Annotated in this window: 27 protein-coding genes and 1 pseudogene; 16 read left to right on the top strand and 12 right to left on the bottom strand. The window is 68.3% G+C overall.

Annotated features, from left to right (window positions below):
- Positions 1-124: 124 nt before the first annotated feature.
- The 3 genes from ACFY1E_RS43155 to ACFY1E_RS43145 all read right to left on the bottom strand — a co-directional run bounded on the left by ACFY1E_RS43155 (position 125) and on the right by ACFY1E_RS43145 (position 2,294).
- Entirely contained in the window at positions 125-1,501 is a 1,377-nt protein-coding gene (locus tag ACFY1E_RS43155; RefSeq protein WP_389086800.1) for a tyrosine-type recombinase/integrase, read from the bottom strand.
- The gene (locus ACFY1E_RS43150) at positions 1,498-1,671 is read right to left on the bottom strand and encodes a helix-turn-helix transcriptional regulator (protein WP_389086797.1); all 174 of its coding nucleotides are present in this window, start codon (positions 1,669-1,671) and stop codon (positions 1,498-1,500) included. The genes ACFY1E_RS43155 and ACFY1E_RS43150 overlap by 4 nt, the downstream gene beginning before the upstream one ends.
- Positions 1,672-2,006: 335 nt before the next feature.
- Positions 2,007-2,294, bottom strand: a complete 288-nt coding sequence (locus ACFY1E_RS43145; protein ID WP_389086886.1) for a winged helix-turn-helix transcriptional regulator — start codon at positions 2,292-2,294, stop codon at positions 2,007-2,009.
- 374 nt (positions 2,295-2,668) lie between these two features.
- On the opposite strand from ACFY1E_RS43145, the pseudogene ACFY1E_RS43140 reads away from it, so the two are divergent.
- Together ACFY1E_RS43140 and ACFY1E_RS43135 are read left to right on the top strand one after the other, a co-directional pair.
- Positions 2,669-2,984 (top strand): annotated as a pseudogene (locus ACFY1E_RS43140) (VOC family protein); the annotation flags it as partial.
- Between the two features lie 42 nt (positions 2,985-3,026).
- Complete coding sequence (locus ACFY1E_RS43135) at positions 3,027-3,584, top strand: HD domain-containing protein (protein WP_389086795.1); 558 nt, start codon at positions 3,027-3,029, stop codon at positions 3,582-3,584.
- A gap of 16 nt (positions 3,585-3,600) precedes the next feature.
- On the opposite strand, the gene ACFY1E_RS43130 is transcribed toward ACFY1E_RS43135, so the two are convergent.
- Both ACFY1E_RS43130 and ACFY1E_RS43125 read right to left on the bottom strand, forming a co-directional pair.
- Positions 3,601-4,071, bottom strand: a complete 471-nt coding sequence (locus ACFY1E_RS43130; protein ID WP_389086792.1) for an NUDIX hydrolase — start codon at positions 4,069-4,071, stop codon at positions 3,601-3,603.
- A gap of 15 nt (positions 4,072-4,086) precedes the next feature.
- The gene (locus tag ACFY1E_RS43125) at positions 4,087-4,836 is read right to left on the bottom strand and encodes an XRE family transcriptional regulator (RefSeq protein WP_389086790.1); all 750 of its coding nucleotides are present in this window, start codon (positions 4,834-4,836) and stop codon (positions 4,087-4,089) included.
- Positions 4,837-4,944: 108 nt separating this feature from the next.
- Here ACFY1E_RS43125 and ACFY1E_RS43120 point away from each other — a divergent pair, with 108 nt between their 5' ends.
- Positions 4,945-5,634, top strand: a complete 690-nt coding sequence (locus ACFY1E_RS43120; RefSeq protein WP_389086787.1) for an HAD family hydrolase — start codon at positions 4,945-4,947, stop codon at positions 5,632-5,634.
- Positions 5,635-5,692: 58 nt separating this feature from the next.
- Here ACFY1E_RS43120 and ACFY1E_RS43115 read toward each other — a convergent pair whose 3' ends face one another.
- The 5 genes from ACFY1E_RS43115 to ACFY1E_RS43095 form a co-directional block, all read right to left on the bottom strand.
- Positions 5,693-6,262 (bottom strand): class I SAM-dependent methyltransferase, encoded by a 570-nt coding sequence (locus tag ACFY1E_RS43115; RefSeq protein WP_389086784.1) that lies wholly within the window; start codon positions 6,260-6,262, stop codon positions 5,693-5,695.
- Entirely contained in the window at positions 6,259-7,548 is a 1,290-nt protein-coding gene (locus tag ACFY1E_RS43110) for an MFS transporter (RefSeq protein ID WP_389086782.1), read from the bottom strand. The genes ACFY1E_RS43115 and ACFY1E_RS43110 overlap by 4 nt, the downstream gene beginning before the upstream one ends.
- A 184-nt stretch (positions 7,549-7,732) precedes the next feature.
- The gene (locus tag ACFY1E_RS43105; protein WP_389086779.1) at positions 7,733-8,302 is read right to left on the bottom strand and encodes an NUDIX domain-containing protein; all 570 of its coding nucleotides are present in this window, start codon (positions 8,300-8,302) and stop codon (positions 7,733-7,735) included.
- A gap of 85 nt (positions 8,303-8,387) precedes the next feature.
- The gene (locus ACFY1E_RS43100) at positions 8,388-9,518 is read right to left on the bottom strand and encodes an NUDIX domain-containing protein (protein WP_389086777.1); all 1,131 of its coding nucleotides are present in this window, start codon (positions 9,516-9,518) and stop codon (positions 8,388-8,390) included.
- Complete coding sequence (locus ACFY1E_RS43095; RefSeq protein ID WP_389086774.1) at positions 9,508-9,939, bottom strand: NUDIX domain-containing protein; 432 nt, start codon at positions 9,937-9,939, stop codon at positions 9,508-9,510. Before ACFY1E_RS43095 ends, ACFY1E_RS43100 begins: the two co-directional genes overlap by 11 nt.
- A gap of 721 nt (positions 9,940-10,660) precedes the next feature.
- Between ACFY1E_RS43095 and ACFY1E_RS43090 the strand changes: the two genes are divergently transcribed.
- Entirely contained in the window at positions 10,661-11,545 is an 885-nt protein-coding gene (locus ACFY1E_RS43090) for a hypothetical protein (protein WP_389086772.1), read from the top strand.
- A 3-nt stretch (positions 11,546-11,548) separates the two neighbouring features.
- Here ACFY1E_RS43090 and ACFY1E_RS43085 read toward each other — a convergent pair whose 3' ends face one another.
- The gene (locus ACFY1E_RS43085; RefSeq protein WP_389086770.1) at positions 11,549-12,004 is read right to left on the bottom strand and encodes an NUDIX domain-containing protein; all 456 of its coding nucleotides are present in this window, start codon (positions 12,002-12,004) and stop codon (positions 11,549-11,551) included.
- 999 nt (positions 12,005-13,003) lie between these two features.
- On the opposite strand from ACFY1E_RS43085, the gene ACFY1E_RS43080 reads away from it, so the two are divergent.
- The 11 genes from ACFY1E_RS43080 (at position 13,004) to ACFY1E_RS43030 (ending at position 21,707) form a co-directional block, all read left to right on the top strand.
- On the top strand, positions 13,004-13,438 hold the full coding sequence (locus tag ACFY1E_RS43080; RefSeq protein ID WP_389086768.1) for an NUDIX domain-containing protein: 435 nt from the start codon (positions 13,004-13,006) through the stop codon (positions 13,436-13,438).
- 36 nt (positions 13,439-13,474) lie between these two features.
- Complete coding sequence (locus ACFY1E_RS43075; protein WP_389086766.1) at positions 13,475-15,361, top strand: radical SAM protein; 1,887 nt, start codon at positions 13,475-13,477, stop codon at positions 15,359-15,361.
- Between the two features lie 164 nt (positions 15,362-15,525).
- Entirely contained in the window at positions 15,526-15,984 is a 459-nt protein-coding gene (locus ACFY1E_RS43070; RefSeq protein ID WP_389086763.1) for a hypothetical protein, read from the top strand.
- A complete protein-coding gene (locus ACFY1E_RS43065; protein WP_389086761.1) occupies positions 15,981-16,715 on the top strand; it encodes a hypothetical protein in 735 nt (244 codons plus the stop codon). Before ACFY1E_RS43070 ends, ACFY1E_RS43065 begins: the two co-directional genes overlap by 4 nt.
- Positions 16,716-16,720: 5 nt before the next feature.
- Positions 16,721-17,356 carry a hypothetical protein gene (locus ACFY1E_RS43060; protein ID WP_389086758.1) on the top strand — a complete coding sequence of 212 codons (636 nt, stop codon included), beginning with the start codon at positions 16,721-16,723 and terminating at the stop codon, positions 17,354-17,356.
- A gap of 11 nt (positions 17,357-17,367) precedes the next feature.
- The gene (locus tag ACFY1E_RS43055) at positions 17,368-18,264 is read left to right on the top strand and encodes a protein kinase (RefSeq protein ID WP_389086756.1); all 897 of its coding nucleotides are present in this window, start codon (positions 17,368-17,370) and stop codon (positions 18,262-18,264) included.
- A gap of 114 nt (positions 18,265-18,378) precedes the next feature.
- Entirely contained in the window at positions 18,379-18,543 is a 165-nt protein-coding gene (locus ACFY1E_RS43050; protein ID WP_340375661.1) for a hypothetical protein, read from the top strand.
- 104 nt (positions 18,544-18,647) lie between these two features.
- Entirely contained in the window at positions 18,648-19,568 is a 921-nt protein-coding gene (locus tag ACFY1E_RS43045; RefSeq protein ID WP_389086753.1) for an aKG-HExxH-type peptide beta-hydroxylase, read from the top strand.
- Positions 19,565-20,893 carry a serine hydrolase domain-containing protein gene (locus ACFY1E_RS43040; RefSeq protein WP_389086751.1) on the top strand — a complete coding sequence of 443 codons (1,329 nt, stop codon included), beginning with the start codon at positions 19,565-19,567 and terminating at the stop codon, positions 20,891-20,893. The genes ACFY1E_RS43045 and ACFY1E_RS43040 overlap by 4 nt, the downstream gene beginning before the upstream one ends.
- Positions 20,894-21,000: 107 nt before the next feature.
- Positions 21,001-21,228, top strand: coding sequence for a hypothetical protein (locus ACFY1E_RS43035; protein ID WP_389086749.1), 228 nt, complete (start codon positions 21,001-21,003; stop codon positions 21,226-21,228).
- 14 nt (positions 21,229-21,242) lie between these two features.
- Positions 21,243-21,707 carry an NUDIX pyrophosphatase gene (locus tag ACFY1E_RS43030; protein ID WP_389086747.1) on the top strand — a complete coding sequence of 155 codons (465 nt, stop codon included), beginning with the start codon at positions 21,243-21,245 and terminating at the stop codon, positions 21,705-21,707.
- A gap of 106 nt (positions 21,708-21,813) precedes the next feature.
- Here ACFY1E_RS43030 and ACFY1E_RS43025 read toward each other — a convergent pair whose 3' ends face one another.
- Complete coding sequence (locus tag ACFY1E_RS43025; protein WP_389086744.1) at positions 21,814-22,287, bottom strand: TrmO family methyltransferase; 474 nt, start codon at positions 22,285-22,287, stop codon at positions 21,814-21,816.
- A 232-nt stretch (positions 22,288-22,519) separates the two neighbouring features.
- Between ACFY1E_RS43025 and ACFY1E_RS43020 the strand changes: the two genes are divergently transcribed.
- Complete coding sequence (locus tag ACFY1E_RS43020) at positions 22,520-22,990, top strand: NUDIX domain-containing protein (protein ID WP_389086742.1); 471 nt, start codon at positions 22,520-22,522, stop codon at positions 22,988-22,990.
- The last annotated feature ends 16 nt before the right edge of the window (positions 22,991-23,006 follow it).

Raw genomic sequence — 23,006 nt, 5'->3', positions numbered from 1 at the left:
AAGCAGCCGTAGGACGCACGCTGCGGGACATACGCGGGATCGGACATTGAGTCACCAAACGTCCAATCCGGCACATAGCAAACGCCCCGAGGGTTCACCCCCGGGGCGTTGAGTGTGATCATCGTCACTCGTATTCGAGCAACAGATTCTCGATTCGTTTGTTGGCCACCACGTGCCGCCCATGGAGGCACTTCGCATACCGAGCCAACAGCACCTCCACCGTGTTTCCGGCCCGCTCCGCGACCTCCGTCGGATCGACTCCGGCGTTCAGCCAGGTGGATAGCGCCGAGTGACGCAAGTCGTACGGACGGTCAGCGAGTGGGCTCGCAACAAGTTCCGGTGGCAGGCCGAGCTCGCGGGCCTCGGCCCACACTCGCGAGTAGGTCGAGGAGCCGACCAGTCCGCCACGCTCGTTGAAGAAGAGTCTGCCGTCATCTGCCGTGCCGAACGTGTCGATACTGTCGCGCCAGATGGCGACGAGGATCGGCGGCAGTGGGGTCGGGCGTACCTCCTTGGGATCGCGGTTCTTCAGGCCGCGGTCGTCGTGCACCTCGCCCGTCTTGGTCCACTTCTTCCCTGCCGTCGGTCGGGTCCGATGGAGATTCGCCAGCCCCCAGCCCTCCTCGGGGAGGTGGCAGTCCTGAACCGCGACGCCGACAGTCTCCGCCGGGCGCATCCCGGCGTAGTACATGCCGGCGAACATGCCCACCAGTCGCCGGCCTCTGGCTCGGTGGTAACCGCCCACGTACGAGACAGCGCCGATCAGGTTGCCGGCCTGCTTCGGGTTGGCCACGACGCGGGGGTCAACTGCGACGATTCTTGACGGTTCTTCTACGGAAACCGAATGGACGGGATTGTCGTCGAACTCGCCTAGCTCCGTGGCGTAGTTGAGCGCGTTGACGAGAACCTTACGCTTGCGCTTAAAAGTTTCACTCGACGCCGCTTCTCCGTCGAGTTTCAGCTTTAGCGCTTCCAGCACTCCGCGCATAATGACTGGCTTGGCCAGATCAGCAAGCGGAGGCGAATTCCTTGCCAACCAATCGACCACGGCTCTGACCTCTGGCGGGATTTCGCGCGCTTCCGGGCCGGGAAGGACAAACACCCAGTCCCGAAGCGCCCGCTGCATCGCTACATCCGTCGGCCGGCCGGGTCGCTTCGGCATGAGTGCCTTTGTGACACCCGTCAGCGCCTCATTGATCTCGTCCCGATAGTTCGGCGCGGCATGCGGCCACTTCACCTTCAGGTATTTCAAGGCGAAGGTGTACCAGGTGAGGGCAGGCGCCTTTTCCTCCATCGAGGGAGGAAAGCCCGTATCTGTATCGAACTGCTCCCCATTCTCCTGGGCCATGAGGAGCTGCGCCCGCAGCTTGTCGGCAAGCCCCTTAGTGCGACGCGAGCGAGATACCTCACGCCCCGCCACGACCCAGCGCACCTCATAGGTGTCCTTGCCCTGGCGCTGCTTTACCCTGACGTCCCATATCCGAACGTCGGTCGTTTTCAAGCTGCAGCTTCCTCTCTCTCGTGCAGCCATTCCATGAGCGCACTGCGCCAGACACGCAATTCGCCGTTGGGGAGCTTCAGCACGGTGGGCCCTGTACCCAGCTCGCGCCATCTGTAGAAGGTTCGACGGGACGTACCCTTCAGCTCTGCGAGCACCTCGGGGACGGTCATCAGCTCGTCACCCTTACCGCCCCGCTTCACCTCGCAACTCCGGCAGAGATCAGAAGCATGGCCGGAGACAGGCGTGCAGGGTTCTGTTTTGGGGCAGGGGGTATCGCGGAAGGGCACACTGAGGGGGATTCCTTACAATGCGGAGCTAAGCCACCGCTGGTCATACGCGGGCTGGCAGTTGGGCGCGGTCGTACCTTTCTCGGATCAGGGTTTTGGAATGGCTGCCCGCGCCGATCCACCGCCAAGTAGCCGGTGCGAACAACATCAATGCTCCAGACGATCCCCGGTTTCGGTAACCGGGGATCATGGCCTATATTGCGCGCCGCGCCGACGAGCTAGCGTCGAGGTTCCCGGGCTCCGGAGGCCAACAACCTGTACGACCGAAGCCGTGGGGTCGCACCGTCCGTGACGAGTACTAGGAGACCGTCGTCAATGAGGCGGCTGAGGTTGCGGGCTACGACGCGCTGGTTGGCTCCGACCGCTCGGGCAACACTGTGCGTCTGGGCACCGGGGTGAGCAGCGATGTGCGCGAGAACGGCTCGGTCGCGGCGGTATCCGCGTTGCAACAGATCCTCGCCGAACAGCCCGGCCGCGCAGACGCAGAGGCAGAGCGCGGTGGACACCGAGACGTAGTCCCCTGCTTGCTGGCGCTCCACGCGTTCATGGCGCCGAGCGAAAGGGGCGTCGGGGCGGTAACGCGGGCCGATCGAAGTGCGGACTTTGGCAGATTAGCCTCCTTGGTAAGGGTCACGGCGGAGGGACAGGGGCCGGGGTCGGGTTCCGAAGCGGCTGGCATCCCACCCCCCTGAACGTCTCTGACCTGGTGTTTTCCGGGGAGGTTGTACGTTGGCATGGTCCCGGGGATGGTTCCAGTCCCTTGGGGCTCTTTTTCGTCTGCCGTGGGCGAATCCATCGTCGGACCCAGGCGTGACGCGCCTAGCCCGATGGGAGGAGGGGGGCCGGCGCACTCGTCGCAGAGCATCCGCGCCACTTCGTTGACCATGGCCCGGTCTTCGCCGACAGGCCGGGCGACCCTGACGTTCACCTCGGGCGGGCGGCCAAGGCGAACCCGGGGGACCGGGGCGGCGCCGCGGATCCTGCTCAGCATCGGTGTCGACGCCGTCGACAAGACGCTCGGCCGGGTGACGACACTGGGCGGCTCGGTCGGCACCGGCCCCAACAAGATGCCGTGGGGACAGCGCGTCGCCCACATCCAGGACCCCGACGGCAACCCGGTCAACCTCACGCAACCGATCCCGGCCGGCCGGACCGGGCCCCGGGACTACCTGAGACGTCCTGGGACATCCCGCTGATCACCAACCGGCCAACGCACCTCACACCATAGGCTGCGGAGCATGGACCTCACCGTGTGGGCGCGCGACCTGGCCGAGTCCCTCCTCGCCGAGCCCCTGCCGCGGCGGTGGGCACACTCTCAGGGCGTCGCCGCAAAGGCGCAGTCTCTGGCGGGGATCCTGAGCGACGAAGCAGAGCTGCTGTGGGCCGCGGCGATGCTGCACGACATCGGCTACACGCCGGCACTGGCCACGACTGGATTCCATCCGCTGGACGGTGCCCGCTACTTGCGCGACCACACGGCTGCGGACGAGTGGCTGGTGCGGCTGGTGGCCAACCATTCGTGTGCGGTGCTGGAGGCGGAGGAGCGCGGGTTGAGGGAGCAACTTGAGGACGAGTTTCCCCTTCTCGGTCATCCTGCGCTGGTCGATGCACTGGCCTACTGCGACATGACCACAACGCCGGACGGTGAGCCGACCACGGTCGATGCCCGCTTGTCGGAGATCCTCGGTCGCTACGGTCTCGACAGCATCGTCGGTCGGTTCATCCGACGAGCGGAACCCGAGCTGCGCGCGGCGGTGCACAGGGTCGACGTCCGGCTCGCTACGGTCGGCAAGTAGGGACGCGGGCGGACTTTCAGTCCACGTGCGGGTACGTCCCGTTGAGGAAGTGGTCGATCTGCTTCCTCATGGAGGGGTGGATGTCGTAGGACTCCAGTTCGCTGGGCAGGATCCAGCGGACGCCGTCGGCCTCGTCGTTGATGGTGGGCTCGCCGCCGACCGGCCGGCCGATGACGGTCACCTCGTACGCCTGCCGGATCTCCCCGTCCGTGTAGGCCACGACATGTTCCGGGGGCGAGTACACGCCTAGGAGCCCGATCGGTTCGGCGTCGATGCCGGTCTCCTCCTTGCATTCCCGGACCGCGCACTGCGCCGGGGATTCCCCGATGTCCATGGCTCCACCGGGCAGGGCCCACTGCCCCGTGTCCCGGCGCCGCTGCAGGAGGATCGCCCCGTCGGTCTCCCGGGCGACGAGCATGTTGCACGCCGGGATCAGCGTGTTGGGCTTCGGTGCATTCTCGTCGTACCAGTACTCCGTACGTCCCATCGCGGGCCGTGCTCCTCACATGGACTCGGGTGACCAGGGCTTTGCAGTCTCCCAGACCGCGTCGAAGCTGCCCGCGTAGTGGTCGAACCAGCCGTCATCCCCCAGGCGGCGCAGTTCGAACAACGGGTTGGCGCTGGCCGGCTGCCCCCACACGTGGGGGTTGACGAGCAGTGCGTCATCGAAACGGAACAGGCTGTTGTAAAGGGTCGTGTCGTGCAGGCGCACCTCGCAGCCGGGGGTGCCGACCAACTTGCGGTAGTAGGTGAGCGATGCCCTGATCTTCGCGGAGAGTGTGCCGCCGATCCCTTCCTCCGCGTCTCGGACGGCGACCGCCTTGCCAGCCGGGTCGCCGAAACAGAGGCGGACCCGGACGCCGGCTTCGGCGCGCTCGGCAAGCATCGCCGCCACACGCGGGTTGGTCTGCGCGAAGAATGTTCCGCTGAACACCAGGACGTCGATGTGCTTCTGGGCGGACTTCAGGAGGTGGACCCAGGTCTTCTGCGGGACGGACGCGCGGTTGGGAAAGACGGCGACCAGCTCCGCCTGCTCCGTCGACTGCCCCTGGGTGTCGTCCTCCTCCGGCGGCCACAGGTACGACTCGTCCACACCGAGGGCCTGCGACGCCGCCCAGCGGTACTTGCGGAGCGGCTGTCGGCCCAAGCTGATCCAGCGCTCCACCGTCTTGGGATCGACTTCGCACACAGCCGCAAGGTCCTCCGTGGTCACCTTCCGCTGGATCATCACCGTACGCAGCCGCTCGTTCACATTCGCATCCTCCCAGGACGTTCTGGGACGCGGCAAGATCTTGCGGGACGCCAGGACGTCCCAAGAAGGCACTGTTAACAGGCAGTTCACGCTGCATACCCTGGGCACGTGCAGCTCATCGTGCTCTGGGACGTGGACCACACCCTCGTAGACAACGCCGGTGTCAGCAAAGAGATCTACGCCAGCGCCTTCAAGGCCCTCGCGGGGCGTGACGCCGAGCTGCCCGCGCCGACGGAAGGGCGCACGGACCGGGCGATCATGCGTGAGATGTTCGTCCGGCACGGTCTGCCGGTTCCCCAATGGGCCTCGGCGCAGCGGGCGCTGGAAGAAGCAGGGCGGGGTCGCGAGGAAGATCTGCGGCGACGGGGCCGAGTTCTGCCTGGTGTCCAGGAGGCGTTGAAGTCGCTCGCGACAGACTCCGAGATCTGCTCGTCAGTCCTCACGGGCAACATCGCGGCGAACGCGCGCGTCAAGCTGGGGGCGTTCGGTCTCGACGGCCTCCTCGACATGACTGTGGGTGGGTACGGCGAGGACAGCGAGGACCGGGCCTGTCTCGTCGATGCTGCCCGGGCCCGGATTCACGCCGCCTACGGCGTGGCGCTGACGACGCCGACCGTGCTGATCGGTGACACGCCTCGCGACGTGCGGGCCGCGCATGACACTGGGGCGCGCTGTATTGCTGTCGCCTCGGGCATCCACTCGGTGCCGGAACTCCGTGCCGCTGGCGCCGACTTCGTCATTTCGGATCTGACGGATACGGAGGGACTGTTGGCCCACCTGCATGCAGCAGCGGCCTGAGCCAGGCTTCCCTGCCACCGGAGACCCTCGTCGAGGTCAGGATGTGGATCGTGACGGGTCAGGGGCGCAGGGCGTAGCAGCGCATCGAGTCCAGGTCTTCGCTTCGTACCGATGACCAGGGCGCGGTCAGCAATTCCGCTTGCTGCGGGGTGATGCCGATCGATTGCCGTTCCTCCGGGAGGCGTTCAGCGAGAGGGGTCACCAGCCAGAAGGTTCCGCCGGGCGGGAGGAGGCACCGGATGCGGTCGAGGAAGGCGGGCTTGTCCTTGATGAAAGCGAACACGAGGCGGCAGGTGACGAGGGCGTAGCCGGCGTCCGGGAGCGCGCTGGTGTCGTCGGTCTCGATGTCCAGTTGCTGGAAGACCGGGCCGTCGTCCGCGTTGTGCTCGGCCTGCGCGATCTTCAGAGCGGCGGAGGAGCAGTCGATCGCCGTGGTGCGGTATCCCAGGTCGGCGTGCAGGTACCGGGCGCCAGCGCCGTCGCCGCAGCCGATGTCGAGCGCGGGCCGGCCGCGGCCGGCGCCGAGGAAGCGGCGGGTCAGCTGCTGTTCCTCGGGGCCGAGTCCGCGGTAGCGGCGTCCCGATGCCCACAGCCGGTTCCAGTAATCGGCCGGGTTGGTGATCGTCATGGGTTGGCGGGCTCCTCGTTCGGGGTCAGGGAGATGGGGGCGGCGGGGCCGAGAGCGCGGACAGGCGAGTTCCACAGCACGAGGAACGGGACGACCAAGGCCGCGGTGATGAGCGTGAGGGTGGGGCGCAGCCCGAGCAGGGTGCCCAGAGCGCCGGCGGCGAGGGCGGCGAACGGGCGCAGGCTGAAGGCGAGCCAGGCTCCCGTGGCCTGGGCCCGTCCCTGGAGATGGTCGGGGGCGAGTTCCTGTCGGACGGCGCGCTGGAGTCCGCCGTGGCAGACGGCGGCACCGGTTTGGATGACCATGCCGGCGCCGATGGCAAACTGCCCACTGGGTCCGGGGCCGACGAGGACCAGGGGAATCTGGGCGAGAGGGTTGAGGGCGAGCGCGCCGAGCATCACCCGGCCCGGGCCCCAGCGTCGTTCCAGGGGCTGCCAGACGAGGGCGCCGAGGATGCCGCCGATTCCGCCGGCGCCCATGACGATCCCGAGGGCGGTCGGGCTCCAGTGCAGGTCGCGCAGCAGGTACAGCGACCACAGGGCACTGCTGGCGGCCAGGACGAAGGAGGTGGCCGTATTCGCCAGCACGATCGAGCGCACGACGGGGGTGTGCACGGTGTAGGTGAGGCCCTCGCGGATTTCCGCCCAATGGCTGGTGCCCGCGGTGCGGGCGGGTGGCGGCTCCTCGCAGTGCTTGATGCGCCACAGGAGCAGGGCGCTGGCCAGGTAGGAGGCGGCATCGACGGTGACGGCGCGGGCCGCGCCTAGGACGGTGACGAGGATGCCGCCGGAGTTGGTGCCGATCAGGTCGGCCAGGGAGTTGTTGGCGCCCATCTTGGAGTTGCCGTCCTTGATCCGGCCTGGGCCGAGGAGGGAGGGCAGGTAACTGATGGAGGCGTTGCTGCCGATGACCTGCAGGGCGGACACCGTGAAGGCGACCGCGTAGAGGTGGATCAGGGTGATGCGGGCGAGGAACTGTGCGGTGGGGAGGGTGAGCAGGACGGCGGCGCAGAGCAGGTCGCACGTGATGATCAGGGGGCGTTTGCGGCGGCGGTCGGCCAACACGCCGGCGTGGAGGGACAGCAGCAGGGGTGGGAGTTTGGAGGCGAAGGCGATCAGCGCGACGTTGAAGGTGGAGGCGTGCAGGTCGACGACGGCCAGGACGGACAGCGCGATCGTGGTCACGCCGCTCCCGGTGACGCTGATGCCCTGGGCGACGGCGTAGTGCCCAAAGTCCCTGTCTCGCCACAGGCTTCCTGGGGTGTCTGGTTCGGATCGGTGCGGCACGTCAGGAACTCCCCTCGTAGGTACGGCTGTTATGGGTCGGCCGGGCGGTGTCTCATCCCGTATGGGGCTCCGGCTGCCAGCTGGGGCGGCACGGGTCAGCGCGGCAGAAGCCGTTCGACTCCGAGCGCGGCCTCGGACTCGGAGAGGGACTGTTCCGTCTTCCAGACTCGTTTCAGGAGCCGCTTCATCGCGCCTCCGATACGACTGGGCCGGGCAAAAGGTGGGACGTGCCGTCGATCAGTACGGCCGGCACGCCCGAGATCAGCGCGGTGTGCGCCGCCTGGATGCGGCGTGCGAGGCGGTGCGGCAGCCGCGCGAGGGCCTCCTCGACGGGCAGGAACTCGGCGGCGCCGATCTCCCCGTCCGCAAAGCGCAGGGACTGTGTCTGCTGGTCGGTGAGGGGACCGACGTGGAACACCGTGACGACCATGGCTCGCCCGTACCGGGCAGCGGGGACCTGGTCCAGGACGAGGAACCGGCCGATCGGCACGCCGGTCAGGTCGAGTTCCTCGGCCAGTTCACGTTCCAGGCCCTCGATCTGCGTTTCGCCGGCCTCCACCATGCCGCCGGGCATGTCGAAGCCGTCCTTGTAGGTCGGGTCGACCACGAGAATCCGGCCGTCAGCATCGGTGATCAGGGCGGTGCAGGAGGCCATGGGCGCCTCGACCCGGGCCCAGTACGTCCGTTGCTCGTCGGTGACCACGCGGTCAGGGCAGCCGACAGCCTGCTCGGTGGTGTCAGGTTCGTCGGACATGAGAGTCCTCCTCCAGGGCCAGAAGGGCAGTGCAGGGCATCGCGCCGGCAGGGCTCCGGCACGAGGTGGTCGTCATGTGCGGAGGTCAGGGCAGGAGGGCCGCCATGCCCGTGTGGGGGATCTCGATCGCGGCCTGCGGCGCACTCAGCGGAATTCCCCAGCGGGCTGCCGCCGTTTGGGCTGCGTACGCGGCCTGTTCGGCCCCGGCGCGTCCGAGGCCGAGCAGCTCGCTCGCCTGCACCGGGCTGACCAGCAGCCGGCCGTAGGTGATGCCGGTCGCAACATCCGGAGCGGCGGGCCCCAGGGAGTCGATGCGTGCGATGTACCGTGCCCGGGCGTTCGCCCCCGTGTCTGGGCCGTAGACCGCGCCGTCCGGATCGTGGAGGTAGCCGAGGTAGGCGGCATCGTGCAGGCGCAGAGCCGCCTCTTCTGCGGCTTCGCGCAGAGCCGCCGCCTTCGGCCCGTCGTCGTCCATTTCGACCGTTCCGCCAGGCAGGACGACATGGCCGTCGCGCGGATCCACGAGGACGACGACCCGGCCGAGCGGATCGAAGGCCCACACCCAGGCTTGCTTCACGGGAAGGCCGGCGGAGGGCTCCAGGGCCGGGTGCCAGCCGATGTGCTGGTAGCCGATCGCAATACGCGGGACGACGTTCAATCGCTGTAGCGCCTGTCCGTGCCCGACGGTGTCCCCGTCTTCCAGCACAACGGGGCCGGAACGGTCGATCCGGGCGCGCAAGGCAGCGAGCATCCGTCGCCGCTCGATCGGGCGCATCCTGGGTGCGGCCTGCGCCGGCGGAAGGAAGTGGAACGAGGTGATTTCGTCCTCGGGCAGGCGAATCCGGGCGATGTCGCTCTCCTCCAGGACACCACCGTCCCAAATGGACACGGTTTCACCGGGGAAGCCGTGCACCTTTCCGAACTCCGGATTGCCCTTGCTGACCCAGTCGACCGCCAGGAGCTGGCTCACGCTGACGGACAGACCGAGTTCCTCGGCCACCTCGCGCACCGCCGCGGCCGACGGCTGCTCCGCCTGGTCCACTCCCCCGCCGGGCAACAGCAGCTTTCCGGGCCGGTACGCGGGATCCAGGACCAAAACCCTGCCCGCCGCGTCGGTGAACAACACCGCAGCCCCACCCCAGAAGACCGCGCGTGAACTCGCATAGTCCTCCGGCACCATCAAACCCACCGGCTCGCGCACCTCGTCAGCAGTCATCGGGCCACCCCAGCGTGCTCGCGCTCTGGCCCCGCTGAATACAGATCAGCGCCTGACGGGTGTAGCGCACCAATTTCTCCGGCAGCTCGGAGAGCGGCCACCACCGCCACTCCGCACACTTGTCCGGCTCCGCAACACAGGGTCGGCCCGAGTACTGCTTGGCGGTGAAGAAGACTTGCAGCCGACTCTGACCGGTTTCGGGATCGTGGTCGTGAACGGTGTGCGCGACCACCAGGTCCTCCTCCGCGAGGGCGATGCCCAGCTCCTCCCGAGCCTCACGGACCATGCCCGTAAGGAAAGACTCCCCGTCTTCAAGATGGCCGGCGGGGACGTGCCACCAGCCGTCACACCAGGTAGTGCCCGCACGCAGGCCGAGCAGCACATGGCCCTCCTCGAGCAGAACCAGGTGAAGTCCGATCACGGACCGGTATGGCAATGCCTTCTCCTCCTCGACGTAGCGGTGCGTTCGGAGGGCAGTTGACCGCGGGGGCCGCAGGGCAACTGCCCGGGCACAGGGTCCGTGCTGCGAACGTGACAGCTGATGAGCACGCGGCCTTGTGGCAGGCGAGGGAATAGGTTCGGTCAACGCCCCAGCAGGAGCGTCGGGGTGATTGCGACGGCGCCTGGCAGGCAGCACACACGGCACAGCGGGCCTCCCGAAGCATGAGGAATTCAATGCGTACGCCGCCTGTGACCGCAGCGACTCGGGTGCCCGTTGCCGGACTCAGCCGAGTCTATCCAGCTTGAGTCGTAAGGGTGTTGGGCAAGTCCGTGTTCTCAACGCTTCCACTCGTTGCGGTGCTTCTTCGAAGCCTGGGCGCGTCGAGGCGTGCTACGGCAGGGCTGCCCGCGCTCACCGATGATGGGAACAGCCGTGGCAGCCTTACGTCCCCAACACATTGCGGAACTCGGTGCTCGCATGGACGAAGACCAACGCATGCGTATGCTGCCCACTGCCGAGAGCCGCAGGAGTACCTATGTCCGTTGCGCGCCATCGAAGTCGACGGCACCGCCGTGCTCTCCCGCACAGTCGACGAGTTCGGCCGACCGGGGATCAACCTGGTGGACAAGGCGAGTCCTCACGGGCCGAGGCTGGCGACCATCTCGGGATTCGGCTCCGCCTGCTTGCTACGGTCCCGTATATGACGCTTCCTGTGCCTCGCTCCGTTGATCTACGCCGAGAATCGATTGGCGGGGTGCTGGACCGAGTGGAGCGGTCGCTGCAGCTGCGTCTCGACCGGGAGACGGTGGTACGCAAGCGCCGGACAGTCGGGGCACGGACGGACCGCAATACATGGGTGCGCATCGAGCGGCGAGGGTTCGACCGGATCGGCGCCCAGGGGTGGAACGGCCCCGAATCGGCTGCTGTCGTGAGCGGGGTCGCCATGCCCTCGTGGTACGCAGGGTGTGCGTGGCGCGAGCCGGGTGAACCGGTGATGTGGCGCGCGGATGAGATGGAACTGGTCAGCTCCGCGCCGGTTGGTCAAGCCGCTGTCGTGATCGAAGACCCCCGTCTCCCGGCTGAGTGGTGGTCCGCGCTGAACGCCTCACTGGACGCCCTTGCCGCCCAGTCGGCACCTCGCCTCGCTACGCCGGACACTCAAACCATCACGCAGGAGCTAGTGACAGCAACCCTCGGGGGTGCTTTCCCCGAGGTGACCGACACCGCGGTGAAGGAGTGGCTGCCGGCCCACGCCGACCTGACGTGGGCGAACGTGACCGGCCCGCAGTTCTGCATGATCGACTGGGAAGACTGGGGCATGGCGCCACGAGGGCTGGACGCGGCAACGCTATGGGGCCATGCCCTCGCCGTCCCGGCCTTGGCGAAACGCGTGTGGAGCGAACGTCGGCCAGACCTGGAGACCAGGTCCGGCCGGCTGATGGCCCTGTTCGTGTGCGCGAAGATCGCAGAGCCACACGCGCACCCCGAGGATCCTCGGCTGGAGTTGGCCCGTAAGGAAGCCGTGCGGCTCATTGCTGAGCTTCGCGACTTCGGGCCACGCCTCCGGGGCAGCTGCCCGGACTGACCGTCATCCGGCCTCTGGCCAGCCGTCGAATGAAAGGATCGGGCCGCCGTCGAGGTGCCGCTTGACGGCGACCAGGGTAGTACGTGTGAACGGTTGCGGCAGGTCGTCCGGCGGCACCCAGGCAATGGTGTCGTGCTTGTGCGGCTCCGCGTTGTGGGGGGTACCGCTCCACCGGTCAGTGTGAAAGACCAGGGCCATGAACATCCCGGGGACCTCCGCTCCCCAGGAGCCGTGCACGACGTGGACGAGGCGTAGGTCCGCCTCGGTGGCCACGACGCCCGTCTCCTCCTTCAGTTCCCGTATTGCGGTCGCGGTGACCGGTTCCTGGGGTTCGCCCTTGCCACTGGGGACATCCCACTCGCCAGGCGCGAAGTCCAAGTGGCTACTACGGCGCAGGATAAGGAGTCTGCCGTTGTCGGGATCCGTGACAAGAACGGCAGCGATGAGCCGCGTCGTCATCGACTCGCTCTTCCACCGGGCCGTCGGCTGATCGGACTCAGTCAAATCGCCTTCCTCCAAACGATCTTAAGGTGTGGGAGGGATACATCCAGCGAAGGGGATCAGCCAGTCTGCCGCAGAAGCCGTATGGCTCGCCTCGCCTTTTCGCCGCAGAGCCCGCTGGTCGAAACTGGTACCCCTTTCCCGACGCTTTCGATGCGACCCGACCGCGAGGTGCGCAAGCGGCTCGGCGGCACGTTCAGCCTCCGGCCCGTCTGACCGCAGGCGCATCCGCGGGGCCCGCGCCAGCTGACGGTCGCCGTGGCCGTGATCTTCGGCCCTGGGCCCCTCCGTCCCACACCATGGCTACGGCCATCGAACAAATGGCTGAATCACCCGCATGAAGAGGCTCAACACCCCACGTCACCGGAGATAGAATCACCAACGTCCGGCAACGGGCACCCGAGCGTCGCGGTCACAGACGGCATTGGACAGGATTCGTCGTCCCCTGGAGCGCCGCCTCGTGACGTACACGCGCACGCTTATGCCAGAGCCGACTCGCTGGCGAACTCACCCCTGCTGGCGTCGGGCACCTCAGCGCGGCTCCGGGCTGGCTGGAGGCCGCCGTACGCCAACTGCCGGCCTTGGCCTGATCCGCCTCACCGAGCACTCTGCTGCGCGGCCCGACACAGAGGCCGCGCCCCTCGGCCGATGCGCTGGAGCCCCAGCCACTCCTGCGGGGGAAGCAGATCTGGTTCCGGCCCAGCGGCACCGCCGCCGAGGGCGGCGAGGAGGGGTGGTGCCGACGCACGGCAAGGGCTGCTGTTTCAGCCCATCTCGCCTATTCCGTAAGCCAGTTCGACCATTTTCAGGCTGTCTTGATGTGCGTTCGCGCGGCCTAGACTCAAGGTCGTTTGCCCGGCGTCGGCCCTCCGTCATCAAGGGGTGCCTGCCGTGCGCCCTGGCTTTGGGCGCCGCCGGGTGCGCGACCGATTCCATCGAATGAAGAAGGGTGTTCTCGTGCCCGAAAAGGTCACCAAGGACAAAGTGCTGTGCTACGTCGTGCGTGACGGGAAGCTGCTGGTCTTCCGGCACACCGACTACAGCTACGAGGAGGTGGGCATCCAGGTCCCGGCCGGCAGCATCCGCGAGGGCGAGACGCCGGAGGCGGCGGCGCTGCGCGAGGCCCGCGAGGAGACGGGCCTCAAAGACTTCAAGATCGTGCGGAAGCTCGGCGAGACCGAGTACGACATCAGCCCCTACCGGTTCGAGCTCCAGCACCGGCACGTCTTCCACCTGGAGCTGACCGAGCCCACCCCGGAGCGCTGGATGAGCCAGGAGGATCACGACGGGCAGCAGGAGCCCACGCACTTCGAGTGCTTCTGGATCCCGCTGGAGGCCGCCCACATCCTGCAGTCCGGCCAGGGCGCCCTGCTGGGTCGCCTGTACGACTGATCCCCTGCCGGTCACGGCCATCCCGGGAGGCAGCCGATGTACCGCACCACCGAACAGCACGACCCGATAGCCCAACTGTACCGCGGCCTGGACACCCAGGATACGGACAGCGCCGTATCGGTGATCTTGAAGTTACGCGGTGAGACCTGCGACGTCGACTGCCTGTACTGCTACGAGAAACGTAAGGAGGCCCCGGGCGGAGCGCGGATCGACGCCGGCCAAGTGCGCCGGCTTGCCGAGCTCTTCCGGGGGCGTCCGCTCGCTGTCGAACTCCACGGCGGCGAGCCGCTGAGCGCTGGCCGCGACCACGTCGCCGACGTCCTGCGTGAACTCGCCGGGCAGCCCACCGTGGTCCGCGTCTCCCTTCAGACCAACGGCGTGAAGCTGGACGAAGAGTGGCTGGACCTCTTCGACGCCCTGTACCCGGACCTGCAGATCGGCATTTCACTGGACGGGGACGCGACGGGCAACGCCTGGCGTGTCGGCTACGACGGCCAGCCGGTCTACCCGCGCGTCGCCGCCGCCCTGCGGCTGCTGGCCGCTCGCGGCAGGAGGGTGGGTGTGATTGCCGCGGTCACCCCGCTCGTGCTCGGCCGTGCGGCGGCGGTTCTGGACCACCTCGCTGGGTTCGAGGCGGTCAACGCCGTCAGCTTCGTGCCCTGCTTCGACGCCTCCGTCCAGCGTCCGACCACCGCTCAGGGGCGGCGCCTCCCGGCGAGCCGACTGCTGCAGGAAGCTGCGGTCCGCGGTTCCGATGGGCCCGCGTGGGCGATCAGCCCGGCTGAGTACGCCGAGTTCGCGCTCGCCGCGGCCGTTCACTGGATCGGCGCCGGGTATTTCGCCCGCCTGAAACTGGAACCGGCCGTGTCCACCATCCGGCGGCTGCGCGGGCTGGACAGCGGCTTCTGCCACTTCTCCAGCATGAAGTGCGACCACGTCTTCACGCTCTACCCGGACGGACGGCTCGGCAGTTGTGACGAACTGCCCTGGCCGGAGGCCAAACTCGGACGCCTGGACCGGATCCCCGACGAGGCGGTGGTTGTCGCCGCTCAGCGGCGGCTTCCGCTGCTCAACGCAGGCAAGGCCCTGATGGAGCGGTGCACGACGTGCTCGTACCGGTCCGCGTGCGGCGGCGGCTGTGTGGCCACCCGATGGCGCCAGGACCAGGCCGGGGACCAGGACGCCTACTGTGACTACCGAATGCGGGTGATCGACGGCATCGCCGCGCTCCTCGCCCAGCCCGCTCACCCGGCGGGTGTCTGGTGCCGTACGGTGCGCTGGCGCCCCCGCAGCCCGAACAGCATGCGCAACGTCGCAGCGTTCCTCGCCCGTTGGGATCGCGTCGACGCCCATCGCGCCCCGGTGCGGCTGCACACCAGCGCGCAGGGCAATATCAATACCGTTGGCCTGCCCGGCGTGCACGAGGCCGACGATCTGGACCCGGCCCACCCGCAGTGGCACGAAGCGATCGAGCCCGGCGTCCGCCCCCTGGTCGACGCCCTCACCCGATCGTGGGGACTGGTCACGTACGACAGCTGCCAGGGCCACCCGTACACCGGCCTTGACCTTCCGCCCGCCGAGCGCCGCATCGGCATCCTCCCCCGCGACCGAGCCGAGTACGCCCAGGCTGCCGCGGCTCTGTGCCGGGCGGTCACCGCCGCGGCCTCTAAGCTGCCCGCCCCGGTGCAGGTCACCGTGGGGCGGGCTGAGTTGACGTGCGAGACCACCGGGGCCACAACACCCGTGCTCGACCTGGCGCTACACCCAGCCCTCGAGCACGACTGGCCGGCGTACTTCCAAGCCCTAGAGGCGGCCACCCACCTCGTCGCGGACGCACTGCATAGTGAACGACCCGCCGAGGGCGACGCCTGCTGCTGCCCGGTCCCGCAGACGACTGTCCCTACGAAGGAGGCGCCGGCGTGAGCAGTGCCACCGACGCGATGACGATTCACCAGTTACTGGGGCGGATCGTGTACTTCCACGCCCTATTCATCGAACCCGCGCTCCAGCCCGGCCCATCGCCCGGACCAGGCCCGGCGTGCTGCAATCACCGGGCAGCACCAGGCCGCCAACCCACCGTCGGCGCATTGCTACCGGACTCCGCCTGGGCAGCCCTCATCGAAGCCGCCGCCACCCTCCCGGCTCATCACACGTCATGCCCGCAGACCGGCAGCGGGTGCTGCGCCACCTGCCGCGTCGCTGCCGCATCAGGGACGGTCGCCGTCGGATGGGCACGGACCGAGTACCGCGCCTACCAGCGGACCGATCCCACAGAAACGCTTCTGCGCTCTTGCGCCCGCGCAGCGGCGGCCCGGCTCGGACGGGCCTTCGCCGCCCAGCACGCCGTCTCGTGCCCTGCGCTGGACCAGCTGACCGTGCCGGAGGAGCTGCCCAGCTCTGAGGAGCTGCCGCTGACCGGCGAGCTGTTGGCCCTGTGGGCCAACCCGACTGACACCACCCGCCGCCCTGTGGCCAGTTGGCTCAACCACTGCACCGGCCTGGACGACGTCCGCCGCGTGCTAGAGACGAGGAGGACCGGCTCGTGATCCACATAGCCGAGACCGTCGCGGTCGGCAGCATCGAGGACTTCTTGCATCCCGAGGAACGCGCCCAACTCGCCGCCATGATGAACGCTTTCCTCACCGAGGAGAACCGCGCCCACTTCGGCACACAGCGGTCCAGCTCTATCCACGAGATCCCCGGCCACTCTCACGAGCAGGCCATGGCCGTCTACGAGCCGGCCGGCCGAGTCGAGGTCCCCAAGATCCCGGACGAGCCCGAGAGCCTGCTCCAGCACGCCTTCGACCGCGCCCGCCCCGCCCTGTCCCGCGTCATGCCGTCGATCACGGCCTGCCGCCCGTGGACTTACGTCGAATACGGCCCCGGCCAGCACATCACCGGCCACCTCGACGGGATCGCCCCCGACCCATTCGCCTGGCCCCGGCAGATCGCCGGCATCAGCGTGATCATCCACGAGGCTGAGGCCGGCGGCGCGTTCTACGTCGAAAGCACCTCCAGCGACCGCCTGTGGAACACACGCCTGCACCACGACACCCAGGGCCACGGGTATGCGGACGGCATGTGGCTGGCCCACGACGGCGCCGACCACTCCGCCGACTGGTACGCAGCCATGCCCCGCACCCGGTGGAGCGTGAATCCCGCACAGGGCACCGCCCTGCTCTACGGCTCCCAACTCACCCACGGCACCGAACCGGTCACCCATGGCCGGGTCGCGAAGTTCATCAGCTGGCTCATCGCCGAGAAACCCGAGGAGTGAGGCCCGTGCTGCTGGCCCTGGAAGGAATTGCCGGAGCCGGGAAGAGCACCCTGCGCGACCGGCTCCTGGCCGCCACCGCGGCCGACGATCGCGCCCTCGGGCACATCGGCCAATTCTCCTGGCTGTCGCTGCCGGCCACGCGCACCATCATCGGCCTGCGGGCCGGCCGCCCGGCGGCCACCGCCGAACACGCGGTCGCCGCCGCCCGGTTGGACCTGGAGCTCCACGCCCGCCACAACCTGGCCCCCGCCCTGTCCCTGGGCCCGGTCGTCGCCGACCGCCTCATCCTCTCCACGGCTTGCCTGCTCGCCCTGCTCCACGACCGCCCCGTCACCGACTACGTGAAACAACTCGCCGACGTGAAGGCCGCCAGGGCAGAGCTGACCGTCCTCCTGACCACCGCGCCTGAGCTGTGCCACACCCGGCTCTCCCACCGGGCCACCACGCGCCGCTTCGGCGAGGACCCGCCCGCCGCCGCCCGGCTCGCCGACCTGTACGAGCAGGCCGCCACCGCCTGGACCGAGGCGACCGGGCTGCCTGTGCTGCGCCACCCGTGCACCAACGAGCCCGACCTCGACCTGCTGACCGCCGACTGCCTGAACCAGCTGCGCAACACCGCCCCGCCCACGGCGCACATATGAGGAGCCGCCCCATGGACCTGCACCCGATGCACCCCGCTGCCTGGGTCCTCGACCAGCTCCGCCACGACGGCTGGCACGTCCACGACCTTCTCTCCTTCACCCGTGCCAGCACCCTGGTCCTCGCCAGCCACGACGATGCGCCCCCGGTGGTCCTCAAGGCCGGCTTCGGCAGCAACCACGTCCTGGCCGAACTCGGCGAAAGCGCCCGCAAGGCCGCCTACGGTTTCTACTGGTACGCAGAGATGACGGAAGCCGAACGGGCCCTGACCCGCGAGGACTTTCGCCATGAGATTGCCGTCACCCGCGCCGCCAAAGGCGCTCAGCACGTCGTACCGCTGCTGGAGGAGGGCAGCACCGACCGGTTCGACTGGTACACCATGCCCTTCTGCCCCGGCGGCAACTTCCGCTCCCATCTCACCGCCGCCCCGACTCTCACCCCTGGCGAGAAGGCTGCCGGGCTGGGCCTCCTGGCGGACGTCGCCGAGGGCCTGCGCACCCTCCACGAGCGCGGAATCGTGCACCGCGACGTGTACCAAGAGAACATCCTCATCCACGATGGCCACGGGCTGATCACCGACCTCGGCGCCGCACGCCACACCGACACCCCACGCGGCCCCACCGCCCGCAGCCCGGAAGTGCACTGGCCCCCCGAGTACGCCACCTCCTACAACCGCGCCACCCCGGCCGCCGACGCCTTCAGCCTTGCCGTCCTGACCTACCGCTTCCTGTGCGAGGACATCCCCCGGCACGGCCACTCCCGCCTCGACGCCGCCCCAGCGGATCTGCGCGTGCCAATCTCGGCCGCGCTCGCCCCCACGCCCGAGGACCGGCCCACCATAAGCGAGCTGCGCGACGCCCTGCGCCGGGCGGCCACCCCCGCCGCCGCGCCGGCCCCGCGCAGCCAGTGAACCCACCACCGCCCGGAAGGAGACCGCGATGCCCACCGCACGTCCGCCGCCGCACCACCTGGCCCCAGAAGGCGCACCGCCCTATCACCCCTGATCGGAAGGACGAGCACACTCATGACCGACGACCGGATCAGCGAGTTCCTGGCTGCCGTGGACGACCTGCGCGGCGACGACACCACCGTCCGTACCACCGCTCACACCTCCAGCGTCTCCGCCGAAGGCTGGCCGACCACCGAGGCCCCCACGATGACCGAGGCCCCCGCAGGCACCAACGCCTGAACACCACGCACCACACCGGCAGCACATCGCCGGTGAGCACCTCCTGGGGCCGGCCTGCCAAGGGCCCGGCCCCAGGCCCAGCTGCTGTCGGAAGGACCCGCCCTGTGGACGCTCCCGCCACTGCCCTCTCCTTCGCCCCCATTGAGGCCCAGCACCGCGACCGCACCCGCCGGATCCGCACCGTCCTCAAATGCGCCGCCCAGCGCCAGGCCGGCACACCCGATTCCGCAGAATCGGCCGCCGACTACTGCCTGGCTCACCACGTCCTCGAAGGCGCCGAGACCGCCGCCCGCGCCCGCGACACCGCAACCTTCGACTGGTACGGCGCCCACCCGGACACGAACGCCCCGGCGCTGTCCACCTCCACCGTCATCGGCCCGCGTATCGTGGTCGCGACCGACCCGGATCGCATGCCCCGCTCGGCGATCTCCGAGACCCCCTACTATGTACTGGGTCCCGACACCGTCCCCGCCCCACCAGACCTGCGGGAACTCGCCGCCGCCGCGTACGCTGTCGGCGTCCGCCACGGTTTCGCTGGTCTGCTCGCCAGCCACGCCGTCGTCCTGTGCCTGCTGCATCGCAAGAAGCTCGGTGACACCCTCGACAGCTGGACCATCACCCGGCTGCCCGGCACGATCTACTGCGACCACGTCGACGAACCAGTCGTGCTCGCCCGCGACCTGATCCACGAAGCGGGCCACAACTGGCTCAACGACGCCCTCGCCGCCACCGCCTGCAAGATCAGCGAGGAGACCACGTTCTACTCCCCGTGGAAGAGGACGATGCGGCCCGCCTTCGGCTTCCTTCACGCCTGCTTCGCCTTCCCCCTCACCATGATCTACACCGCCCGCGTCCTGCCCTCCACCAGCGGCGATCTCCACCGGTTCCTGTCCACATATCTGGACCAGCAGCGCGGACTGCTCGCTGGAACCGTCGACGACCACGCCCACGCGCTCGGCCTGATCACCGATCCCGACCTCCGCCGACGCCTGCACACCGTCCACCACGAGGCGATCGGCCTGTGAGCCTCGACCGCACCCCGACCTCAGTCACGGACCGACTGGCCCAGCCCGGCGTGATCCTGCTGGCTCATCACGCCGACGGCCCGCGAGTCCAAGCGCACACCGGGGCGGCCAGTCTCGAACTCGCCGTGCCCATCGGGGAGAACACTGCCTTCAACGCTGGCTCCATCGCCAAACAGATCACCGCCTACCTGTGCGTACGCGCTACCCGCGATGGCCTCCTCGCCCTAGACCGGCCGGTGCGCGACATCCTGCCCAACTTCCGTATCCCCGACGTGACCGTCGCCGACCTCATCCGGCACCGCGGCGGCATCCGGGACGCCGAAACTCTGCTGTCCCTGGCCGGCTTCCGCGACCTCGACCACTACACCGCCGACGACCTGCTCCAACTCGCCTACCGCCAGCAACGCCGAGCCGTTGAGCCTGGCCGCTTCCTGTACAGCAACACCGGCTACCTCCTCCTTGCGGAGGTCCTGACCCAGGTCCACGGCGCCGGGCTCCAGCAGATCGCCGACCGGCAGGTCTTCACGCCCCTCGGCATGACCGCGGCCCGCTTCAAGACCGATCCTCGCGATGTCATCCCCGGTGCTGCCGCCAGCTACCACGTCACGGCCGACGGCTGGCAGCACCAGCAGCGCCCGGTCGCACTGCCCGGCCCCGGCTCCCTATGGTCTACCGCCGCTGACCTGGACCGCTGGTTCGAATACCTCTGGGAGGATTGGAACGAGTCAGCCGACGACGGACTTCCGCACGGGCGCCATGTCGACTACTGGCCCAGCGACCACCCGCCGTTCACGTACGGGCCCGGGCTGTATGGCGACACGAGGCCCGGCCGAACGGCCGTCTTCCACTACGGCCACGAGCAGGGCTTTTCCGCCGCCGCACACCTCACCCGCGCGGGGCTCCGCGTCATCTGTCTATCCAATCACTCCGGCATAGACGCAGCCCAAGTATCTGCCGCTGCCCGCGCCGAACTCGCTCGCACACTCGAAGCCGATCTGTCCAAACTCCTGCACCACCAGCCCAGCCCCCCACCTACCGTCGCGGACAGGAGCGGCGCCGACACGCCGCATATCCCGCTCGGCACATACACGTGCGACGAGGTGCCCGGCACCCTACGCCTGACGTGCAGCAAGAGTTCGCTCTACCTGTGGCGCAGAGGAACCCACGACTGTCTCACCCGCACCGGGGCCGCGACGTATGCGGCGAAGGGCTACAGGCTCACGCTCCCGACTGCGCCAGCCGACGACAGCGCCTCCATGCCCGACAGCTTCATACTCGATCTCGACCGCGCGCCAGGACTGCGATACCGGCGGCAGCCGGACTGACCAACTCCCCACCGCAACCGCGTAGGTGGCTTCACAAGGTCCGCGAGGCCCTGGAGACCGGCGTCTGGCCGAGATGTCACTCCATCCTGCCCTCCAAGACGAAAGCGATGACCGCTGTTCACCGGGGCGGTCACCCGCCGACATGGACCGCCTCGGGCGCTTCGCCCACCACGCTGGTGCTGTTCGGACAAGCAGCCGGGTCGGGCATGCTGCTCGACGACCCGTCGGAACTTGCCGATGTCGTACGTGCAGTGGAGAAGATCCACGACAACTGCGGGCAACTCCACGAAGCGGAGCATCAGCGCGCCACGACTCGTGTTCCATCCGATTCCTAGCCAAGGAGAACCACATGCCCCGAGCACCATTCCAAATCCTCGTCGTCCCGTTCCGCCGGGTCGGCGAGCAGATCGAATTCGCCGTTCTCCGCCGCCAGGACATGGACGTCTGGCAGGCGGTAGCCGGCGGCGGTGAGTCAGGTGAGAGCCCACAGCAGGCCGCCGCCCGCGAGGCGCGTGAAGAGCTCGGACTCGACCGGACAGTCGCGCTCTACCCGCTGCAGACCACGGCCAGCATCCCCGCACGATTCTTCGCCGATCGCCACAGTTGGCCGGCGGGAACCTACGTTGTGCCTGAGCACTCATTCGCTGCGGACCTGACCAACGTGGAAATCAAGCTCTCTGACGAACACACCACCGTGCAGTGGCTGGACTACAAGGCAGCCAGCGAACTGCTGCGATTCGACAGCAACCGCACTGCTCTGGGGGAGCTTCACGAGCGCCTGCTGGCCGCCGATCTACCCCGGCCGGTCGAGTGATGGGGCCGACGCACCCTCCGGACCACTGCGCCAACGGAATCTGGAAATGATCGCCGCTGGGCAAACCTACTCACGACAACCCGACCCCAGCCGAACTGCGCCCCTTTCAGCCCTTCTCCGCCCAGTAGTTCTCCAGCATCTCTCCAGGCCACGCGGGCTCGTGAACCGGGCCGCGCGGCCCCATCTCAATGAAGAACGGAGATAGGTCGTAAATTTTTGTACCCACCACGGCGTCCAGGTCGGTCACCCGCAGACGGAGGCCGTCGACTCCCAACAGGCGAGGGAAGGACTGCGCGAGCTGATTGGGGCGCCGGTGGTTGCGGTGCGCGAAGGTGCCTGTTGCCGGCCACTGCGGGTTTCCGCGCGGGCTGCGAGCATGGTACTCGACGTCGCTCGGGGACGCTTGGTCGAAGTGCCACACGACCACCAGATGAGAGAATTCCGCCAGGCCCTGCACAGAGTCGAATGGAAACTCATCCTCATCGAGCTGAATTACCGACTCGATGCGACCCCAATAGTCGTCGGCAACCTCTCCACGGCCCGCGACAACTACCCCGATCGGGTTGATCTCCAAAGTCATGGCCTAGCCTTTCGACTCTGCCTCAACGGCACTTGGATCAATCTAGTGGGCCAGACGCATGGACGCGCGGGCATCGAGCATGTTCACTGCGGGGATGCCGCGCTACCGGTAGGGCGACACGAGTTATCGCATCTCGACGACCCTCTGCCGCGCACGGCCGGAGGACGCCGCCTCGGCTTCGGTAAGTCTGAACGCTAAACACCCCAACCTCCGATCACGAGTGGGAGCCCCCGTGGCTGAACCCATTACCGCGACTGTGCGCAACGCGGCCAAGGCCGTCGTCCTCTATGACGGCCGTGTCCTGCTCCAGCGCGCCCACTGGGAGGGACAGGACTGCTACTTCCTTCCCGGCGGCGGCCAGCATCCCGGCGAGGCCCTCGGCACCACGGTCCGCCGCGAGGTCCACGAGGAGACCGGCCTGGACGTCACGCCCGAGCGCCTACTGTGGCTGCGCGAGTACATCGGTGCCCACCACGGCGGCGCCCCGGAGGACCACCGGGTTGAAGCGATCTTCCTGTGCCGACCCGAAGGCGACCTGGGCCGGCTCGGCGGCCATGCAGAAGACGACGTGCAGACCGGGCTGGAATGGGTGGAGCTGGAGAAGGTGCCCGGCATCAACCTGCTGCCCCAGGGCCTGCGGGGTCCAATCGCCAACCTCGCCCACGGCGAGCCTCCCACCCGCTGCCTCGGCGACATCGCCTGACTGTGAGGATCGATAA

The organism is Streptomyces sp. NPDC001604, assembly GCF_042893475.1.
Classification (GTDB): Bacteria; Actinomycetota; Actinomycetes; order Streptomycetales; family Streptomycetaceae; genus Streptomyces.
Note: the sequence above shows the minus strand (reverse complement) of the source record. Positions and strands in the feature narration are given on the sequence as shown.

Coding starts and splice junctions, on each gene's coding strand:
- ACFY1E_RS43150 (WP_389086797.1), bottom strand. CDS start 1,671: ATGACCGTCCCCGAGGTGCTCGCAGAGCTGAAGGGTACGTCCCGTCGA.
- ACFY1E_RS43135 (WP_389086795.1), top strand. CDS start 3,027: ATGGACCTCACCGTGTGGGCGCGCGACCTGGCCGAGTCCCTCCTCGCC.
- ACFY1E_RS43130 (WP_389086792.1), bottom strand. CDS start 4,071: ATGGGACGTACGGAGTACTGGTACGACGAGAATGCACCGAAGCCCAAC.
- ACFY1E_RS43115 (WP_389086784.1), bottom strand. CDS start 6,262: ATGACGATCACCAACCCGGCCGATTACTGGAACCGGCTGTGGGCATCG.
- ACFY1E_RS43105 (WP_389086779.1), bottom strand. CDS start 8,302: ATGTCCGACGAACCTGACACCACCGAGCAGGCTGTCGGCTGCCCTGAC.
- ACFY1E_RS43100 (WP_389086777.1), bottom strand. CDS start 9,518: ATGACTGCTGACGAGGTGCGCGAGCCGGTGGGTTTGATGGTGCCGGAG.
- ACFY1E_RS43090 (WP_389086772.1), top strand. CDS start 10,661: ATGACGCTTCCTGTGCCTCGCTCCGTTGATCTACGCCGAGAATCGATT.
- ACFY1E_RS43085 (WP_389086770.1), bottom strand. CDS start 12,004: ATGACGACGCGGCTCATCGCTGCCGTTCTTGTCACGGATCCCGACAAC.
- ACFY1E_RS43075 (WP_389086766.1), top strand. CDS start 13,475: ATGTACCGCACCACCGAACAGCACGACCCGATAGCCCAACTGTACCGC.
- ACFY1E_RS43055 (WP_389086756.1), top strand. CDS start 17,368: ATGGACCTGCACCCGATGCACCCCGCTGCCTGGGTCCTCGACCAGCTC.
- ACFY1E_RS43050 (WP_340375661.1), top strand. CDS start 18,379: ATGACCGACGACCGGATCAGCGAGTTCCTGGCTGCCGTGGACGACCTG.
- ACFY1E_RS43035 (WP_389086749.1), top strand. CDS start 21,001: ATGACCGCTGTTCACCGGGGCGGTCACCCGCCGACATGGACCGCCTCG.
- ACFY1E_RS43030 (WP_389086747.1), top strand. CDS start 21,243: ATGCCCCGAGCACCATTCCAAATCCTCGTCGTCCCGTTCCGCCGGGTC.
- ACFY1E_RS43025 (WP_389086744.1), bottom strand. CDS start 22,287: ATGACTTTGGAGATCAACCCGATCGGGGTAGTTGTCGCGGGCCGTGGA.